The following is a 16,221-nucleotide window of genomic DNA, read 5'->3' as shown; positions in this document are numbered from 1 at the left end:
ATAAATGATCCAGGTGGCTTATCTCGTTAGTGATTATTTCGCCCCCTCGCACACATTTGTGCGTCGGGAGGTTGCGGCTTTAAGAAAGGCGGGGGTGTTGATTACCCCCTTTTCCATTCAGGCATCGCAAAACGAGGATGGTGTTGAGGCCGTTTTCGGCAGAGCTTTCCACAGTTACCCCATCGCGCTTCTTCAAACATTTGGTCGGCATCCCGGAAGATTTTTATCGAGTTGGAGCTTGGCACTTCGCCATCGTCCTCCCGGGCTGCGTGCGCTGCTTTGGTCGCAGTTTCACTTCGTTGAGGCGATGCTGCTTGCAACGTTAATGAAGACCGCCGGTTGCACCCATTTGCACAACCATTTTGCAAATAGTGCGGCAACCGTCGGATTAATTGCTGCACATTATCTAAACATACCATGGAGCTTCACTCTGCATGGAATTTCCGAAACCGACTACCCCGCCGGAGTGCTCCTGAGCGATAAGTTGGAGCGTGCTGATTTTGTCGCCTGTGCAAGCTATTTCATGCGGGCGCAAGCCATGCGGGCGGTTGACTTCCAGCATTGGGAAAAAATGCACATTATCCGCTGCGGCGTGGATGTTGATCGGATCCAAACGGTAGGAGACTCCTTAGACGCCAGCCGCCGTACAATCGTAGAACAAGGGCAGGCCGCCTCAGTCCGGATTATTACCGTAGGCCGCCTGTCCGCTGAAAAGGGCTATTTTGGCTTGTTAGAAGTCTTGGCGCGACTTCACGCGAAAGGTGCCGTATTTACAGCGACAATTGTGGGGGATGGACCAAGTGGCGATGCTATCCACGCTACAACAAAATCGTTAGCACTCGACCGCGTAGTGCGCTTCACAGGGGCGCTGCCTGAACCGGAAACGCTTTGGGAAATAGAGCAAAGCGATATCATGGTGCTGCCCAGCTTGATGGAAGGTCTGCCCGTGGTGCTGATAGAAGCCCTCGCCATGCGCAAGGCCGTAGTCGCAAGCCAAGTGGCAGGTATTCCCGAACTGGTATCTGAAGGCGTCACAGGGCTGTTATTCACCCCATCCAATTGGGTTGATCTGGAGCAGCAATTATCGAAACTGCTTGCTAACCCGGAAATGCGCACAGTACTTGGGCGCCAAGGCTTTAACCGGGTTCAGGCAGAGTTTGGAAGTGCTCCGGCCGCTGAAATACTAAAGAAGCTATTTGTAGGCGCACCCAAAAAGGATGGATCAACAGCCCGTTGAAGCCCCAGTTGTCAGCGTGTGTGATCAGTCTTTTTTCCTCAAAATGGCATAAAGCTGCTTGCGGATGAGAGAGCCGCTCAGGTGAAGTTGTGCCTGATCGTAACCTTCCTTGGCCAGAGCAACTTCAAGGTGTCGGACATTCTGGTAGCATCCCTCCCTCGCTAGCTGGAATGCGCGGAAAATAATATCATTCATCGCATCCTCCTGATGACCACAATTCTGTTGCTGGTCTAACATGATTGTTCATTAGCTGGTCCATTCCTTAATTTTATCTCAGCATGTGCGCCAAAATGGTACCCATTGCTCCAGGCTAAACCCGTATATTAACCTTTTGTTCACCATCTTTTCCCGCGAAAAAGCGCATCTCAGCGGTAAAATGCGGTATATTTCTATCGTCGGATAATGATCGAAATGGTGTGCCTCGGCTCGTCTCATTTCAGGCGCAGTCTGGAACATTTCCGTTATGGGAGTGTTCCATACAGGTCGTTAACCGGGGATGTTTTATGAATTGCATATTGTGTTTGGGCACGGCGTCTCATTTCTTGCCTGCGGCCATAAATGTCAGGTTGGGAGTCTTACTCAAGGGCGATAGCGTCGAATCCGAAAGGCATTCTTGAGATGGAAGTCTCCAAATTCGCTCACCTTGGCAAATTTAAATTCGGTCTTACGGCTGTGGTGGCGGTTGCCGCCGTTTCGGGCGCGGGCAGCACTTCGGTTGGGCAGCGGTTCTTTGCCCAAATCGGTATCAGCAATAGTCTCGCGCAGACGGCCGAGGCGGCCGAGCGCATAGCAGTGAACGGTAGCAATGCCGTTCAAGCCTTTCTTGGCAGATCTCCAGGTGAGCGCGGCGCAACCGATATTCTTAAAGGGAAGGCTCAACGGAGCCTTGCCGAAAATGCAAAAGCGCCCAGCGAACGAAAGCCAACGCAACGGGCGCTGGGTAAAATTTTTGAAGAGCCGCTGCAAAGTCTGGCTGGTCCTTCGGCGCCAGCGCAAAATGTAGAATTTCTTCCGCTTGATGCAGGTTCTGTTCCAGCGGCAATCCCCGCATTGGCCATGCTTCCTGTAGGGTCGGGCATTTTTTCGCCGGTTACTGGCGGCATTCCGTCAGGTGGCGGAGTTATTGGCGGGGGTGGCGGTTCCGGTGGCACTGGTGACGGATCGCTTCCACCAGCTCCGCCTCCGATAGCCACAGCTGTGCCAGAGCCATCGACATGGATGCTGTTGCTCATTGGCTTTGCTGCCGTCGGGGCATCGATCCGTCGAGGTAAGGCACGTAAAGTTTGGGGCTCGGGACAAGCAGGAAATTGCGCAACGGTATAATAATTGCGCTTCTGGTTTTGTTAGTAACCGGTAGCTTTGCGCTTGTTGGCAAAAACTTTTCGGGATCAAGCCGACAGTCCGTTGTGCAAAAGGCACAATTCGCTGGGACGCAAGGTCTGGCTTTACCCCGGCACCGCGACCTGCTCTCCAACAATGATGCCCGTTTGCTCGCAGAACAAAAGTTGGCTCCTCCAGAGGCCAAAAGTCTGTTGAAGGTGCCTGTGGGTATGCGGCACGGTGATTTTGTTTGGAACGAAGATGGCGTGCCAAAGGGTGACGTTATTATTTGGGTCGACCTTCGCCGCCAGATGATATCAGCCTATCGACATGGTCATGAAATTGGTACAGCGGTGATTGTCTACGGCGCAGAAGACATGTCATCGCCAGAGGGGCGTTTTCCCGTCCTGAACAAGCAGCGAAATTATCACTCGCGTACGTATGATGCGCCGATGCCGGCCTCATTATTCATTACCAACGACGGTGTGGCGCTGCATGGCAGTCCGATGTCCAGTCGGCGCGCCTCGCATGGCTGCATTGGCCTACCTGTTGAGTTCGCAGAAAAATTATTTGATGCAACGGATGTAGGGAATATCGTTGAAATAACGCGATCAGCCCATAACGCAAGCCAGCGGATATGAATGGTTAAATTGCGTTAGCCATATGATGGCACGATGTCTTAGGAGCCCCGACGGTAGCCTTCGGGCATGGTGCAACGCTATTCTATCACTAGCCCAGTCAAAGCTTCCGCCAAGATTGCGATACTTGCTGCAGTGATGACATTTTTGCCCGGAATGCAAGGTCGTACGACTGATTTTGAAAATCGCATTCTGGCAAGTCACAATAGGGAACGGCAGATACTTGGTTTACCGCAACTTGAGTGGGACGCGGGGCTTGCTCACCGGGCAACGCGTTGGGCCGAACATTTGGCTGCAACCGGTAAGTTTGAGCATTCACCCAATATTCCGGGCGAACCTTTGGAAGGGGAAAACATTTGGGGCGGCACCTCGGGCGCATTTTTCCCCGAAGATATGGTGGGGCTTTGGATATCCGAAAAGGCCCATTTTGTGGAAGGTGTGTTTCCGGCAAACAGCAAAACCGGTCGAGTACAGGACGTTAGCCATTATACGCAAATCGTTTGGCGTCGGACCGAGGCTGTGGGCTGTGGGATGAGCCAGCGCGGCGATGAAGAAATTATGGTCTGCCGTTACAGCGAACCCGGCAACCGCCGAGGGGTTGATCCATTATATAGCTGAGAATCTTGCACGATGGCCGTGCCTTAGTGTGCACAGGTTCAGTAAAACTTACGTTTCAAGAATTCAGGAAACATATCAACCGTTTAACGTTTTGGCGCGCCCTACAGGAGTCGAACCTGTGGCCTCAAGATTAGAAGTCTCGCGCTCTATCCAGCTGAGCTAAGGGCGCGCGCTGTCAGTCGCAATAACGGCTTTGCGCCGGAACGCAAAGCTGCTTATGTCGATACATGCATGATGCTCCTATTGTTCAAGAAAGCGCCAGCGCGGTCACCGGCCGCCAGTTTCGTTATTATGATTACGTCATGGCAGCCTTTGTTGCCATTTTATTGCTATCGAATGTCATTGGCGCTGCCAAACCCGCTGCACTGACGATATCGGGCGAACAATGGATATTTGGTGCCGGGATATTATTTTTTCCGCTAGGCTACGTTATTGGCGACGTCCTGACTGAAGTCTATGGCTATGCCCGTGCCCGCCGGGTCATATGGGCCGGCTTCGCAGCTCTGCTTTTTATGGCTTTTATGAGCTGGGTTGTAGTGGCCTTGCCTCCAGCCCCAGGTTGGGAAGGGCAGGCAGCATATGAAAGTGTATTCGGCCAGGTCTGGCGTATTGTTATTGCATCAATAGCAGCGTTCTGGGCTGGCGAATTCGTGAACAGTTATGTCATGGCACGTATGAAAGTCTGGACTGGCGGGAAACATTTATGGTCACGCACGATTGGATCCACCGTCGTAGGGCAGGGCGTTGACAGCGTCATCTTTTACCCTCTGGCATTTTGGGGGGTGTGGAGCAACGAACAGGTCATCAGCGTTATGATTACAAACTGGCTTTTAAAAGTGGGCTGGGAAGTTGTTCTGACACCTCTCACCTATGTCGTTGTGGGCTGGCTTAAACGGAAAGAAGGCGTCGAAATTTTCGACGAGGGCACGGATTTCTCGCCCTTCAAAACCAAAGTTTAGGACATCATGCAGGAATATTTACTATATCTGGCCGAGAGATGGATCGGTTGCAAAATATGGCTGATTGAAAAGGTCGGCCTGACCAATGATGCGATGCACATTCATGGCTCATTGATGATCTTGTTCGTGTCGGCTATGGTTTTGCGGCGGCGACCGGACAGCTTATGGTGTTGGTTTATCGTGTTCATCGCGGAATTGTTCAACGAATATGCTGACCTTAGAGCAAATGCACCGGGCGAAGCGACTTTGGACGCCTCACTGCATGACCTGTACAATACAATGTTCTGGCCCACGGTTATTTTGATTCTGGGTCGCTTTCTGTTTCCGCGCAAAACGCCTGAGCGCCAGCGCGTTCCCGCGGCATCACGCGATCTGGCGCATCAGCCCCTCGAACAGGCGACGACCGTCTGAACCGCCATGTACGGCTTCTGTCATGCGTTCTGGGTGCGGCATCATACCTAAGACATTGCCCGCGTCATTCAGCACGCCGGCGATGTTGCGCGCGGAGCCGTTAACATTTTCAGCATAACGGAAGGCCACCCGGCCACTGCCCTCAAGCCTGTCGAGTGTTGCCGTGTCAGCAAAATAATTGCCGTCATGATGCGCGACCGGAATGTGGATTTGCTCATGGGTAGAATAGCCATTTGTAAAAGCGGACTGGTTGTTTTCCACCGTCAGCGCGACGGTGCGGCACACAAAGCGTATACCGGCATTTCGCATCAGCGCTCCAGGCAGCAATCCCGCCTCGGTTAATATCTGAAAGCCATTGCAGACGCCCAGCACGGGAACGCCCCGTTCAGCCGCTGTCACAACGGCTCGCATGACAGGCGAGCGTGCTGCCATTGCGCCAGAGCGCAGATAATCGCCGTAGGAAAACCCCCCGGGAATCGCAATCAGGTCCAATCCATCCGGCAGATCGTTCGCACGATGCCACACGAGTGTCGTTTCTGCGCCAGTGATGTCGCGAATAGCCACAGCCATGTCGCGGTCGCAATTGGAACCCGGAAACTGGATGACTGCCGCACGCATCAGGCCTGCTCAATCTCGAAATTCTCGATGACCATATTGGCTAGCAGCTTGGTGCACATTGCCTCCAGATCAGCCGATGAGACACCCGGGTCATGCTCGATTTCGATAAGTCGCCCAGCCCTGACGTCATGCACGCCTGTAAAGCCTAATCCTTCGATAGCATGATGGATAGCCTTCCCTTGCGGATCGAGAACTCCGTTCTTTAACGTTACAAAAATGCGCGTTTTCATTTGGGACCCATCCGATTGGCTGTTTCAAATTCCTATAGAAGCAGCGACGTGCGATTCAAGTGCAAGCTAACGGTAAGCGGATTTTAACCATGCTTGGACATCTCGTTTTCAGCGGGTCGGGTATATTGTCATACCTTATATCATGGTCATTGCGGCAATTGTGCCGATCGGGGGATCTCATGGTTGGTTTGGCGACTGCTATGTTTATCGGGCTATTCGCCTTTGGGCATGAACTCTTCGGGTGGAGCGGCGCAGCAATCGACGAGGTTCAGTTGGGACTTTTTCTGGCCTTCATCCTAGGTATAGTGTGCGGATACAAGACCAAAGGTTAAAACCAAGACCGGGTTAATTGACAGCTTCTGTCCTGTCGCTGACTAACTGGGCGGGTAGCGCCCGGAATGTGAACTGCGCCGGTTTCCCTAAATATAGTTTTGCGAGTGTCCAAATGTCCTGCGCCGTTATCGACGCGAAATTTTCGCGGTTTTGCCGGAACCGTTGCAGCCTGTCCGTATTCGTCTGTGCCTCGGACGCTACGCCCAGCCATGTATCGTTCCGCTTTTGCCAATCGGCATAGCTTTCTAGCACAGGCTTACGCGCCCGTTCAAAGACATCTGCATCAACTGGCCCATTTACCAACTCCTGCACGACCTGATCGATCGTTGCTTCGATTGCTGCAAGATCTTTGGGATCGCCACTTGTAGAGACAGAGAGTGCGCCGCGCATAGGATAGATATCAGACATGTCGGAACTGGCACCGACACCATAAGTCGCGCCTAAATTTTCGCGCAGCTCGTCTGTCAAGCGCAACGTCATCACCCGCGCCAGCAAGTCCATTGACTGGGTCGTTTTCTGATCAAGGTCACCGGTCGTCGTCCAAACGCGACGCCAGGCCAGTTGGTTCTGTTCACCATTGTGCGGAATATCAAAGTTTCCGCGCGCTTCACTCCACCGCAATTGTCGTTGCGCGGTATAATCAAGGCCATTGGTCGCGCGCGCAGGAAGTGCGCCAAAGCTGCGTGCTACAGCAGCAATTGCGGCGTCCTCGTCCATATCGCCGACCAGAGCTATCTCAATGCGGTTCTGTTTCAAAACGTCGCCCAAAGCTGCCTTGAGCATATCAAAATCTGCGGCTTGAATTGTCTTGAGTGGAACAAGCGCAAAACGGGGGTCGTCATCGGTCATAATCCGGGCCATCGCGACGCCTAGTGCCGACGCGGGCGTTGCGCTTAGCCGCGCATATAATTCGGGCAGCGGACGTCGGAACAGGCGCAACGCATTTGCCGAATAGCCGGGACTGGTGATGTAGGCGGCCATAACCTGTAACTGGCGCTCTAAATCAACTGGCGCCACCGCTCCTGCAGCTCCAAAATAGCTTTCGGCGACACCGAACGCAGGCGACACTGTTGTTCCCGCTAAAATCGACCGCAATTCATCAATATCATGCGCTTCCAGGCCACCTGACACATAAGTCGACGACATAAGCCAAGCCAAGACCGCCTTTTCTCGGCCGAAATGCAATTTGCCACCATCAATCCGTAGCGAATAACGAATGCGGTTGTCTTCGAAATCTGTCTTTTTCAGGTTGAGCAGGACACCATTGGAAAATCGAATAGTCCGGATGCCAAGGTCGTTTATGGTCTGATCCTCTGCGACTGTTCCTGCAGTACCAAAGTCTGAATAAGCAAAAGTCACGGCCTTGCGCTCATCAGCCGGGGAAACCGGGGCTGCTCTGCTTGCGGCGAAAGCTGCCATAATCTCTGCGGCGGAAACACCGCTCGTTTGCTTTGTCGTCAGGAAAATTTGTGGCGCAGTCATCTGGCCAAACCAAAAAGCAAATTCTTGGTCAATGGCAGCCTTGGTCATAAATGGTCGCAATTGCCGCCACAACAAGTGACGATATTGGTCGGAATTGTAGACGTCATCGTCCAGCGCCACTAAGGCGTTGGCTATAGTTGCGCTTGACTTTGTGCGTTCATCCTTGGCGCCGTTTTCGTATCGGGTGTCGAAGCGTTTAAGTTGTTCGGCAATTTCAGATTCATCGAATCCATATTGCACGCCCTGCCGGATAGTCTGTTCGGTAAACGGTAGTAACGCCTGCCAGCTTCCGTCCTTGCCCGCAACGCCGTAGCTGATTGCTGCATATTGATCGCAAAGGCCAAAGTTGAAATTCACGGCGCCACCCAAAAAAGGGATGTCTTCGTTTCGTGAACGCCGCGTCATACGCTGTGACAAAATCGCGGTAGCGATGCTCATCTTCAGTTCAATCATTGCCCGTTGTACGGTGTCAGGACGCTTTCTATCTTCCAAAAATTGCTGAAGACTCATGCTTTCGCTTACTTCTGGGTGTACGAAGCTTTGCGCCGACATGCCACGTGAAGTATTAAGTTGGCACTGGTCAATTGCGCCCAGCGGGGGCGCTGTGACTTGCCAGTCAGCAAATTTGGAGACCAGTTCACGCTCAATTGCGACAGGGTCAACGGGCCCAACGACGATGATTTTGATCCGATCAGGACGATAATATTTGCGATAGAGCGCCTCCATGCGCTCACCCGTTGCGGTTTGAATGACTTCCTCTGTGCCAATCGGGTAACGTTTTGCATAAAAGGTGTCTGGATAAAACAGACTGTTTGCCGCGCGCGCACTTTGAAAGCCAAAATTCTCCCGCTCACGACGTTCGGCTAAGATAATACCGCGCTCCCGGTCAACGGCCGCGGGGTCGAACCTTATCTCCCGCGCCGTTTCTCGCATTAGAAAAAACGCCCGTTCAATTAAATTCGGATCGGGCCTAGGTAGATCGAGCTTGTATTGCGTTTGGGTATAGCCAGTTGATGCGTTTGTGTCGGCGCCAAAGGCCAGGCCAAGCCGCTCCAGCATCCTGACCATTTCGCCCTCAGGCACATTGGTGGTGCCATTAAAGGCCATATGCTCGATAAAATGGGCAAGACCCTGCTCATCATCAGCCTCCGCGGCCGAGCCAAAGTCGATTGCCATGCGAATGAAAACTTGGTTCTGCGGACGCTGGTTTGGACGAATGGCATAGCGCAAACCATTGGCTAGCCGTCCGTAAACGATGCTGGTGTCCGGTTCGAGATCGGACGTTTCGGCATTCCATGGCTGCGTACGCTCTGCGCCGACAGGTGGTGCAGAGGGAGGCGCAGCATATGAAGATGTCGCGCCCGCCAAAACGGCAGCCAACCCAAGGAACAGGCGAAACGCTTTCTTCATACGCTCAGCACTCTTCCGCAAAAATTTGGCAACGGCAATATAAATCTATGTAAATAGTTGGATTACTTACCTTTTCGCAGCCGGTGGCTCACCATGTCGAGGACTGCCCCTTCGCTTTCGTCAGGCATCAGGCCAAGGCGGCGGGCCACTTCTTGATAGGCTTCTGCTTCACCCCCAAGATCACGGCGAAAACGGTCTTTGTCCAGTTTCTCACCTGTTTCGATATCCCAAAGGCGACAACCGTCCGGACTGATTTCATCAGCAAGTATGATTCGCGAAAAATCGCCATCAAACAAACGCCCGAATTCCAGTTTAAAGTCGACCAAGCGAATACCGATGGCAGCGAACATGCCGCACATAAAGTCGTTAATGCGGATCGCCATGGACGAAATGTCCTGCATTTCCTCCTGCGTTGCCCAACCGAAGCAAGCGATGTGCTCTTCGGCTACCAATGGGTCGCCAAGGCTATCGTCTTTGTAGCAGTATTCCAGCAAAGTGTGTGGAAGGGGAGTACCCTCTTCAATACCAAGGCGCTTTGACAAAGTGCCCGCGGCAACGTTGCGGACGATGACCTCAATCGGTACGATTTCGACCTGACGGACTAGTTGTTCCCGCATATTGAGACGGCGGATGAAGTGCGTGGGGATGCCGATGTAGCTAAGCCGCGTAAAGACATGCTCGGACACGCGGTTATTAATGACGCCCTTACCAGCAATGGTGCCTTTCTTTTGCGCGTTGAAGGCCGTGGCATCGTCCTTGAAATATTGAATTAAAGTGCCGGGTTCAGGACCTTCATAAAGAATCTTGGCCTTGCCTTCGTATATTTTGCGGCGGCGGGTCATATGGGGTCCCTGACTTTGCTTGAAATGATGCGCCCCGGCGGGGTTGGTCCTCATCGGACCTAACTCTGCCGGGGCGGTTTTTAAGGCTATAATCCATTGCATGCGTTGGCGCAATTCGAGATAGGTGCTTCCGTCGGATACGAAAGGACATGTGTTGCCCCTTGATCTGGATTTGCTGCTTCAGGCCTACGCCAATGGCATATTCCCGATGTCCGACGCTCGCGATGATCCGGACACGTTTTGGATTGAACCCGAATATCGGGCGATAATGCCGCTTGACGGGTTTCGCCTGTCTAAATCACTGGCCAAAGCCATCCGGCAAGACCGGTTTGTCGTAACTGCCGACACTGCCTTTAGACAGGTCATCGCCACTTGTGCAGAGTCACAGGCGGATCGGCGAGACACGTGGATCAACCCGGATATCGAGGATGCCTTTGGCCGCTTGCACGACCTGGGCCGCGCGCACAGTATAGAATGCTGGTCAGGCGATCGCCTAGTGGGTGGTCTGTACGGCTTGGAACTGGGGCGGGCCTTTTTTGGCGAGAGCATGTTTTCGCGTGAGACCAATGCATCGAAAGTCGCGTTGGCGTGGCTAGTTGCAAGGCTTAAGCTAGGCGGGTTTTTGCTACTGGATTGCCAGTTCATGACAGACCATTTGGCAAGCCTCGGCGCTATCGAAATAACTCAAGGCTCGTATCTTAACCTGCTTGAAAACGCGCTGACCAAAGCGGTTCAGGCTTCGTCAGGCCTAGCTTCTTCCGGTGTTGGCACCGCAGGTGCAGGGGCCGACTGGGGTGCGCTGGATGGTGCTTTGTTAGCAGGGGTGGCAGATGGGGAAGTATCGGAAGATTTCTCTTCCACTGGTGCCTCTTCGCCGGGAAAGCTCATTTTGCAAGCCTTGACCCAGACGTCATAAATCGGGTGCTCTACCACGTTGGCTGCTGGGTTTTCCTTGAATAGCCAGCCCGAGAATATATTGCGCCATCGCTCGGCCTCGGTCGTGCCAGGCGGGCGTTCGTTGACGAGTAGTTGTACAAACGCACCTTCGTCGGGCGCATTCTCCCACGGTGCGGTTTTTTCGCACGCCCGCAGTCTCACGACCACCTTGTCAAAGCGGATGGCTTCGCCGGGTTTGAGTTCAATGTCGCGCGTTTGCCCGTTCCGCTTATTCAACAGACCAAGAACTGCAACACGCTCCGCCATGGGTGTGCCAATGGTTTCGCTGGCTACTGTAACGATTTTGTCATTTGTTGGAAGGGCCTTGCCTGATTTTTCGGGCGCTACCGAGTCGTCTTTAGGAGAGCCACACGCGAAAAGCGTTGCCAGCATTGGCACAAGCAGCAGACCGCGCACGCGGATCATGATCCGTCGGGACTCCATGCCTCATAATCGCCCGTCGCACGGGCACGATGGCCACCCCGCTCAATCGATCCAGCGGGACGGTAGGCGGCGTCGGTTCCGGTCAGATTGGGCACGGGTGCGGCTTCAAATCCGCGATGCGGCGGCAGATAGCTTTCCGGATCCCCATCATGCGTGCCATGGAGCCAGCCATGCCAATCTGGCGAGACTCGGCTAGCGTCATTAGGGCCATTGTAAATGACCCAACGGCGCTTACCATCTGCCGACTGATAATATGCATTGCCTTCAGTGTCGGTGCCGACAGCTTTGCCTTTACGCCAGCTGTAGATTAAAGTGCCGATTGTGGCGCCGTCCCACCAAGTGAAGATTTTACCGAGTATTCCCATGGCTTCGCGATTAGGACCAAGCACGTTACCGCGCAATCCTTATTTGGTCCTATTTAGCCGACCAGACAACGTTATCGCCAGCGGCGATGCCCATTTCCGCTGCCAACCCACCGCGCAGTTCAAGAACGGCGGTCACGGGTTCGCCTGACGCAACGGGGACTGTCGAATAAGGAACAGTGTTATCGGCGATACTCTCAATTGTGCCGTTTGCGCGTACGAAGATGATGTCGAGGGAAATGACAGTGTTCTTCATCCAGAAACTCGCGATTCGCGGCTCTGGAAAAGGAAAAATCATGCCTGCATTGTCGGGAAGCTCGGTCCTGAACATTAACCCCTTGGCTTGCTGGGCGGTAGTACGCGCAACTTCAACGGTGAATGCGTGGGTTTTATTGGCGCTTGTAACGCATAAGATAACTTGCTCGAGTCCCGCTGCCGACTGTCCAGCTGCTACGCCAGGGACACAGCCGGCTTCTTGGCTTCCGCCATTGGCTGGCATAGTGCATGCAGTAACAGAAAATGCGACAGCATATATGCCGCAGCGGCTAAACGGGCCAAAATTCATTAACGCGATCCTTTTTCGGTCCGGGCGCAATTGATTGCGGCGCTTCCGGCCTGTTTGATGAAGCAGCTCCCGCTACCGCCAACAGTAATATTGCCGGTGCCACTGTTAAAAATGTCGGCCTCTTCCAGAGCTTGCACGTTGGACATTCCATTGCCGCTATGTTCAAGCCGAATGGTGCGCATTTTCAAGTTTGGCGCCTCAAATTGCCCCGCTCCGTCCAGCGTAACTTTCCCGGTACGAACCCGACCGTTGTTAACAGCAATTCGTCCGTTTCCATTGATGTTGGCGGAAAATTTGTCTGCTGTTACGTTCTCGGCCAAAATTGAGCCATTGCCAGCAACAAGCATGCGCACAGCGTCGGGCTGTTCGACGTTCGATATTTTAACCGATCCATTACCAGCGACAGTCATGTCCTTAACCGCTTGTGTTGTAAGCTGCACCAAAACGGGCCGAGTGATCACGGCGCCCTTCGCGTTGTTCAAAGCACCTTGAAGCCTAACTCGCAGGGTCATGCCGACGCGTTCGAGCTTCAGCGCATCCAGCACGCGCTTATCGCCGCTGACTCGGGCAGAGGGTGCCTTACCCGTCATGATTTCGACATTGATATCGCCAATTACCTCGACCTTGTCGAAGCTTGCGACAAGCATCTTGCGCTCTTCGGCGGACAAAGGACTGCCTACCGCCAGTCCCGCAGCCAGAAAAGCAGCAAGCCTTAGTCCGCCAATCTTGCTTCGCCCCATTCGACCCAGCCAAGCCATTTCGGTGTCCTTTTCATATAATGTCCTTGCGGTGCACTACACACAAAGCCAGCTTCAGATATGGCCTGAGTTACAGGGCGGGTCAAATGGCAACCGCCAGCGATCCGTTTCCAGACAGGTTCAATCCGGGTCTGCCATGCTGCGACGGTACTATCGGGTGCACGCCCGTGCTCCACAAACAATAGGCGTCCGCCGGGCTTCAACACGCGCTTCGCTTCCGACAAGGCAGCTTTAGTGTCTTGGACCGAACAAAGTGTAAAGGTCGTGACGACAGTGTCAAAGCTGGCGCTGGAAAAAGGAAGCGCCTCTGCAACACCCGGTATGAAATTGGCCTTCAGGCCTTTAATTTCCAGAGCGATTTTCGCCCGGTCAAGCAGTTCCGCAGATGGATCGACGCCCGAAAGAGATCGCACCTGTGACCAGTCATAGTAATCCAGATTGGGTGCGCCGCAGCCCAGTTCAAGAACATCTCCCGTCGCGCGGGGCACCACTTTCGCTCTGTCACGCATCACCGCAGGTTGGGTGCACGCGCAACCGATGAGCCGCGGAACGACATTGCGGTCCCACCAATTGCTCATTCGCGGCTGCCGTAACTTAGGAACAACTGATGCTGCCTGAGCCCATGGATTTCGAATCACATGTGGCACCACCAGTCACATTGATGTCCCCGCTGCCAGCCACCTTGGCCTTGACCTTGCCTGTAGCATTCAAACGCACGTCGCCAGAACCAGCAATTGATATGTCGGCATCGACGGCAGTCAGGCTTTGCGCGTCGACGCTGCCCGAGCCCAATACCGAGAAGTCGGCACGTTCGACTTTTCCCGCGATCACTGCGTCGCCCGAACCTGCAATCTTTGTTTCCAGCTTTTTGGCATCGACGTTGGCGACTTTCAAACTGCCTGACCCGGCGATTTTCACCTCGACATCGTCACCGGTCATCCGGTCAGCGGTGAAGTCACCTGACCCTGCCAGCGAAGCGGAAGATAAAGCGGGCGCCGTGATCGTCACCGTCACGCCCTTGCCCTCCTCGCCAAACCACTTGCCTTGTTCCCGGCCGATAACAATCGCGTCGCCGTCAATTTTGTAACGCAACGTCGCGACCGCCTTGGCGTTGCCTTCTGCTTTAATGGTGAAGGTATCGCCTGTCACAAACACGATGTTATCCGGACCGAGCGCTTTGACCGAACCGAACGGATCAGTGGTAGCAGCCGTGGCAGATATTACTTTGCCATCGGCAAATCCGTTGCCCTCGGTAGCCTTGATATCGTTGACGGCCTCCGAAACGGATTCGCCGCACGCAGAAAGCGAAATAGCTAGAAAGGGAAGTAGGCAAAGGGCTTTACGCATCAGACGACTCCTCGTGTGTTGCTGCAACAATACACTTGGGCATTTTTGGCGCAACTGATATTTGCAACCTATCTCGCTAGTCCCATGTCGCGCAGGATCATGGGAACGCGTTCCTTGAAAGGAAAAAAGCCTTTGGTTGCCAGTGGCCAGAAAGTTTCATCCCAACTACGGCGGACCTGAACGAGGGGAGTGCCTTCAGAAGCCAATAGCGGGGCGATGCCGGTTAGCGCGTCTGCAATTGGGCCGACTGGAGCATAAGGTGTAATGATTTGCTCCGCCCTCGATTCACGGGCCTGCGCTAGCAGGGCTGACGGATCGAGGCTATTCAGGCTTATGACCGGACATGGAAAGGTGTTGCGAACGCGTTCGAGGACGTCGCCTGTCGCTGCGGCGACGAAGCTACGGGCGTTTTCGCCCCACAAGATTTCAGGGTCAAACAATATGGCGGCACCCCTAATCTGGGTTGGTGCGCCAATAACAGACTCGGGGTGGAGGTCTTCGGGTGTCACCAGCACATATGCAGGTTTTTGCGGATCGAAGTAGGCGGCTTGGGGCAAGGGTCGTGCTTCGACAAATGGCATAGCGGACGGGACAGTAGCAACGGTAGCCAAGCCCTTTGGCGCAAATCTGCCATTGGTAAATCGCTCGATATTGTCGGTGGTCGCAAGATAGGTTTTTCCCGCCGTCTGAAGGCCAGCGACCCAACGCCATGACAGAGTGTTGCTTGCGGCGTCGGCGTCCACCAAGTGCCGCAGGAAGAAGTCTGCACCTAAGACCCATGGCAGGCGAAGGGTGAATATCCAGATCGAGGCAAACCACATCCTTGCGTGGTTGTGCAAATAGCCGGTCTCCACCAACTCACGCGCCCAGTCGTCAAAGCCCTCTATGCCTGTTACGCCATGCTCGGCGTTGCGGACCGCACTGGCGTCCGGAAGACTGTCGCGTTGCTGGTCGCGTTCCTCCACAAACTGCGTCCAAACCGATGGGCGCATCTCAAGCCAGCCCTTCCAGTAAGTGCGCCAAAGAACTTCCTGCACATATTTCTCGGCAGCCGGAACGCTGTGTTGTCCAAGCGTCGTGCCGACAACCTCTTGTTCGGTAATTAACCGATAGCGGATGTAGGGTGACAATTTAGACACGGCGCCCATTTGCTGAGGGCCTGGATCCGAGTTGCGGCCAGTAGCATAATCCCGACCAGCGCGCGGCGCGAATTGCGCAAGGCGTGCCAAGGCATGACTGCGCATTGCGGGAAAATTATCAAGAATCATTTTGGGGCCAATAGTTTTTGCAGACAGGGCCGGAGCCGGAGGAAGCGAATGTAGAGCCGTTCCAGAAGGCGAAGAACGAACGGGCTGCGCGCGGCGAACCCGAGCGGACTCAACAAAGGAATGGCGCGCCACATTGCTGCAAAGGCGGCCGCGCCAGACAATAGCACCCCGCCTTCGCTCGCGTGAAATCTTGCCAGCATCAACTGCCTGTCGAGCGGACAAACGGCGTCTTCCGGAGCAATGTCCTGGAAGTCGATTGCGCTTCGCCAGTCCAACCGACGCATGAACGCAATCTCGCGGATGCATAGGGGGCAAGCCCCGTCATACCAGACAATTACTTTTGACATATCGTGGCTTACCACGTGGAGCAAAGCGATGTCAGGCTGGGCGTTTCGCGGTATGCCCCTGCATAAAAAAGGGCGCCGTTTCCAGCGCCCTTCAGA

20 protein-coding genes, 1 tRNA gene and 1 pseudogene are annotated in these 16,221 nt (G+C 54.0%); 8 read left to right on the top strand and 14 right to left on the bottom strand.

Annotated elements, in window-relative coordinates; genetic code table 11:
* The first annotated feature begins 97 nt into the window (after positions 1 to 97).
* The gene (locus ACK4S7_RS07155) at positions 98 to 1,237 is read left to right on the top strand and encodes a glycosyltransferase family 4 protein (RefSeq protein ID WP_409645415.1); all 1,140 of its coding nucleotides are present in this window, start codon (positions 98 to 100) and stop codon (positions 1,235 to 1,237) included.
* Between the two features lie 24 nt (positions 1,238 to 1,261).
* Here ACK4S7_RS07155 and ACK4S7_RS07150 read toward each other — a convergent pair whose 3' ends face one another.
* Complete coding sequence (locus ACK4S7_RS07150) at positions 1,262 to 1,432, bottom strand: hypothetical protein (protein ID WP_409645412.1); 171 nt, start codon at positions 1,430 to 1,432, stop codon at positions 1,262 to 1,264.
* A gap of 423 nt (positions 1,433 to 1,855) precedes the next feature.
* On the opposite strand from ACK4S7_RS07150, the gene ACK4S7_RS07145 reads away from it, so the two are divergent.
* From ACK4S7_RS07145 to ACK4S7_RS07135, 3 genes are all read left to right on the top strand, one after another.
* Positions 1,856 to 2,560: a PEPxxWA-CTERM sorting domain-containing protein gene (locus ACK4S7_RS07145; RefSeq protein ID WP_409645409.1), complete on the top strand. Its 705-nt coding sequence runs from the start codon at positions 1,856 to 1,858 to the stop codon at positions 2,558 to 2,560.
* On the top strand, positions 2,545 to 3,198 hold the full coding sequence (locus ACK4S7_RS07140) for a L,D-transpeptidase family protein (RefSeq protein WP_409645406.1): 654 nt from the start codon (positions 2,545 to 2,547) through the stop codon (positions 3,196 to 3,198). The genes ACK4S7_RS07145 and ACK4S7_RS07140 overlap by 16 nt, the downstream gene beginning before the upstream one ends.
* Before the next feature lie 135 nt (positions 3,199 to 3,333).
* The gene (locus ACK4S7_RS07135; protein WP_409645403.1) at positions 3,334 to 3,813 is read left to right on the top strand and encodes a CAP domain-containing protein; all 480 of its coding nucleotides are present in this window, start codon (positions 3,334 to 3,336) and stop codon (positions 3,811 to 3,813) included.
* A gap of 92 nt (positions 3,814 to 3,905) precedes the next feature.
* Here the strand turns inward: ACK4S7_RS07135 and ACK4S7_RS07130 are convergent.
* Positions 3,906 to 3,982: transfer RNA gene (locus ACK4S7_RS07130), tRNA-Arg, on the bottom strand.
* 58 nt (positions 3,983 to 4,040) lie between these two features.
* Here ACK4S7_RS07130 and ACK4S7_RS07125 point away from each other — a divergent pair.
* Together ACK4S7_RS07125 and ACK4S7_RS07120 are read left to right on the top strand one after the other, a co-directional pair.
* Complete coding sequence (locus ACK4S7_RS07125) at positions 4,041 to 4,772, top strand: queuosine precursor transporter (protein WP_409645401.1); 732 nt, start codon at positions 4,041 to 4,043, stop codon at positions 4,770 to 4,772.
* 6 nt (positions 4,773 to 4,778) lie between these two features.
* Positions 4,779 to 5,183 (top strand): hypothetical protein, encoded by a 405-nt coding sequence (locus ACK4S7_RS07120; protein WP_409645399.1) that lies wholly within the window; start codon positions 4,779 to 4,781, stop codon positions 5,181 to 5,183.
* Here the strand turns inward: ACK4S7_RS07120 and purQ are convergent.
* Together purQ and purS are read right to left on the bottom strand one after the other, a co-directional pair.
* A complete protein-coding gene (gene purQ / locus ACK4S7_RS07115; RefSeq protein WP_409645397.1) occupies positions 5,136 to 5,801 on the bottom strand; it encodes a phosphoribosylformylglycinamidine synthase subunit PurQ in 666 nt (221 codons plus the stop codon). The two genes, ACK4S7_RS07120 and purQ, sit on opposite strands and share 48 nt — an antisense overlap.
* On the bottom strand, positions 5,801 to 6,031 hold the full coding sequence (purS, locus tag ACK4S7_RS07110) for a phosphoribosylformylglycinamidine synthase subunit PurS (protein WP_409645395.1): 231 nt from the start codon (positions 6,029 to 6,031) through the stop codon (positions 5,801 to 5,803). The genes purQ and purS overlap by 1 nt, the downstream gene beginning before the upstream one ends.
* Positions 6,032 to 6,231: 200 nt before the next feature.
* Between purS and ACK4S7_RS07105 the strand changes: the two genes are divergently transcribed.
* Positions 6,232 to 6,363, top strand: coding sequence for a hypothetical protein (locus tag ACK4S7_RS07105; RefSeq protein ID WP_409645392.1), 132 nt, complete (start codon positions 6,232 to 6,234; stop codon positions 6,361 to 6,363).
* A 13-nt stretch (positions 6,364 to 6,376) separates the two neighbouring features.
* Here the strand turns inward: ACK4S7_RS07105 and ACK4S7_RS07100 are convergent, their stop codons facing one another.
* Together ACK4S7_RS07100 and purC are read right to left on the bottom strand one after the other, a co-directional pair.
* Positions 6,377 to 9,256 (bottom strand): M16 family metallopeptidase, encoded by a 2,880-nt coding sequence (locus ACK4S7_RS07100; protein ID WP_409645390.1) that lies wholly within the window; start codon positions 9,254 to 9,256, stop codon positions 6,377 to 6,379.
* A gap of 62 nt (positions 9,257 to 9,318) precedes the next feature.
* Complete coding sequence (gene purC / locus ACK4S7_RS07095) at positions 9,319 to 10,098, bottom strand: phosphoribosylaminoimidazolesuccinocarboxamide synthase (protein WP_409645387.1); 780 nt, start codon at positions 10,096 to 10,098, stop codon at positions 9,319 to 9,321.
* 151 nt (positions 10,099 to 10,249) lie between these two features.
* On the opposite strand from purC, the gene aat reads away from it, so the two are divergent.
* Positions 10,250 to 11,014, top strand: a complete 765-nt coding sequence (aat, locus tag ACK4S7_RS07090; RefSeq protein ID WP_409645384.1) for a leucyl/phenylalanyl-tRNA--protein transferase — start codon at positions 10,250 to 10,252, stop codon at positions 11,012 to 11,014.
* Positions 11,015 to 11,049: 35 nt separating this feature from the next.
* Here the strand turns inward: aat and ACK4S7_RS07085 are convergent.
* From ACK4S7_RS07085 to ACK4S7_RS07050, 8 genes and pseudogenes are all read right to left on the bottom strand, one after another.
* A pseudogene (locus tag ACK4S7_RS07085) lies at positions 11,050 to 11,301 on the bottom strand (DUF2155 domain-containing protein); the annotation flags it as partial.
* Positions 11,302 to 11,456: 155 nt separating this feature from the next.
* Positions 11,457 to 11,843 (bottom strand): NADH:ubiquinone oxidoreductase subunit NDUFA12, encoded by a 387-nt coding sequence (locus tag ACK4S7_RS07080; protein ID WP_409645420.1) that lies wholly within the window; start codon positions 11,841 to 11,843, stop codon positions 11,457 to 11,459.
* A 49-nt stretch (positions 11,844 to 11,892) separates the two neighbouring features.
* Entirely contained in the window at positions 11,893 to 12,405 is a 513-nt protein-coding gene (locus tag ACK4S7_RS07075; RefSeq protein WP_409645381.1) for a DUF192 domain-containing protein, read from the bottom strand.
* The gene (locus tag ACK4S7_RS07070) at positions 12,405 to 13,163 is read right to left on the bottom strand and encodes a GIN domain-containing protein (RefSeq protein WP_409645378.1); all 759 of its coding nucleotides are present in this window, start codon (positions 13,161 to 13,163) and stop codon (positions 12,405 to 12,407) included. Before ACK4S7_RS07070 ends, ACK4S7_RS07075 begins: the two co-directional genes overlap by 1 nt.
* Positions 13,118 to 13,741 (bottom strand): class I SAM-dependent methyltransferase, encoded by a 624-nt coding sequence (locus tag ACK4S7_RS07065; protein ID WP_409645375.1) that lies wholly within the window; start codon positions 13,739 to 13,741, stop codon positions 13,118 to 13,120. Before ACK4S7_RS07065 ends, ACK4S7_RS07070 begins: the two co-directional genes overlap by 46 nt.
* 16 nt (positions 13,742 to 13,757) lie before the next feature.
* Entirely contained in the window at positions 13,758 to 14,510 is a 753-nt protein-coding gene (locus ACK4S7_RS07060; protein ID WP_409645372.1) for a head GIN domain-containing protein, read from the bottom strand.
* A gap of 68 nt (positions 14,511 to 14,578) precedes the next feature.
* Positions 14,579 to 15,778, bottom strand: coding sequence for an FAD-binding domain-containing protein (locus tag ACK4S7_RS07055; RefSeq protein WP_409645371.1), 1,200 nt, complete (start codon positions 15,776 to 15,778; stop codon positions 14,579 to 14,581).
* On the bottom strand, positions 15,775 to 16,125 hold the full coding sequence (locus ACK4S7_RS07050; RefSeq protein ID WP_409645370.1) for a thiol-disulfide oxidoreductase DCC family protein: 351 nt from the start codon (positions 16,123 to 16,125) through the stop codon (positions 15,775 to 15,777). The genes ACK4S7_RS07055 and ACK4S7_RS07050 overlap by 4 nt, the downstream gene beginning before the upstream one ends.
* Positions 16,126 to 16,221 lie beyond the last annotated feature (96 nt).

This window comes from Sphingorhabdus sp., assembly GCF_046292425.1.
Taxonomy (GTDB): Bacteria; Pseudomonadota; Alphaproteobacteria; order Sphingomonadales; family Sphingomonadaceae; genus Sphingorhabdus_B.
The sequence above is the reverse complement of the archived record's forward strand: the minus strand, read 5'-3'. Positions and strand labels throughout refer to the sequence as shown.

Coding starts and splice junctions, on each gene's coding strand:
- ACK4S7_RS07105 (WP_409645392.1), top strand. CDS start 6,232: ATGTTTATCGGGCTATTCGCCTTTGGGCATGAACTCTTCGGGTGGAGC.
- ACK4S7_RS07060 (WP_409645372.1), bottom strand. CDS start 14,510: ATGCGTAAAGCCCTTTGCCTACTTCCCTTTCTAGCTATTTCGCTTTCT.
- ACK4S7_RS07080 (WP_409645420.1), bottom strand. CDS start 11,843: ATGGGAATACTCGGTAAAATCTTCACTTGGTGGGACGGCGCCACAATC.
- ACK4S7_RS07125 (WP_409645401.1), top strand. CDS start 4,041: ATGCATGATGCTCCTATTGTTCAAGAAAGCGCCAGCGCGGTCACCGGC.
- ACK4S7_RS07150 (WP_409645412.1), bottom strand. CDS start 1,432: ATGAATGATATTATTTTCCGCGCATTCCAGCTAGCGAGGGAGGGATGC.
- ACK4S7_RS07075 (WP_409645381.1), bottom strand. CDS start 12,405: ATGAATTTTGGCCCGTTTAGCCGCTGCGGCATATATGCTGTCGCATTT.
- purC (WP_409645387.1), bottom strand. CDS start 10,098: ATGACCCGCCGCCGCAAAATATACGAAGGCAAGGCCAAGATTCTTTAT.
- ACK4S7_RS07135 (WP_409645403.1), top strand. CDS start 3,334: ATGACATTTTTGCCCGGAATGCAAGGTCGTACGACTGATTTTGAAAAT.
- ACK4S7_RS07070 (WP_409645378.1), bottom strand. CDS start 13,163: ATGGCTTGGCTGGGTCGAATGGGGCGAAGCAAGATTGGCGGACTAAGG.
- ACK4S7_RS07120 (WP_409645399.1), top strand. CDS start 4,779: ATGCAGGAATATTTACTATATCTGGCCGAGAGATGGATCGGTTGCAAA.
- ACK4S7_RS07055 (WP_409645371.1), bottom strand. CDS start 15,778: ATGATTCTTGATAATTTTCCCGCAATGCGCAGTCATGCCTTGGCACGC.
- ACK4S7_RS07145 (WP_409645409.1), top strand. CDS start 1,856: ATGGAAGTCTCCAAATTCGCTCACCTTGGCAAATTTAAATTCGGTCTT.
- ACK4S7_RS07065 (WP_409645375.1), bottom strand. CDS start 13,741: ATGAGCAATTGGTGGGACCGCAATGTCGTTCCGCGGCTCATCGGTTGC.
- ACK4S7_RS07100 (WP_409645390.1), bottom strand. CDS start 9,256: ATGAAGAAAGCGTTTCGCCTGTTCCTTGGGTTGGCTGCCGTTTTGGCG.
- ACK4S7_RS07050 (WP_409645370.1), bottom strand. CDS start 16,125: ATGTCAAAAGTAATTGTCTGGTATGACGGGGCTTGCCCCCTATGCATC.
- purS (WP_409645395.1), bottom strand. CDS start 6,031: ATGAAAACGCGCATTTTTGTAACGTTAAAGAACGGAGTTCTCGATCCG.
- purQ (WP_409645397.1), bottom strand. CDS start 5,801: ATGCGTGCGGCAGTCATCCAGTTTCCGGGTTCCAATTGCGACCGCGAC.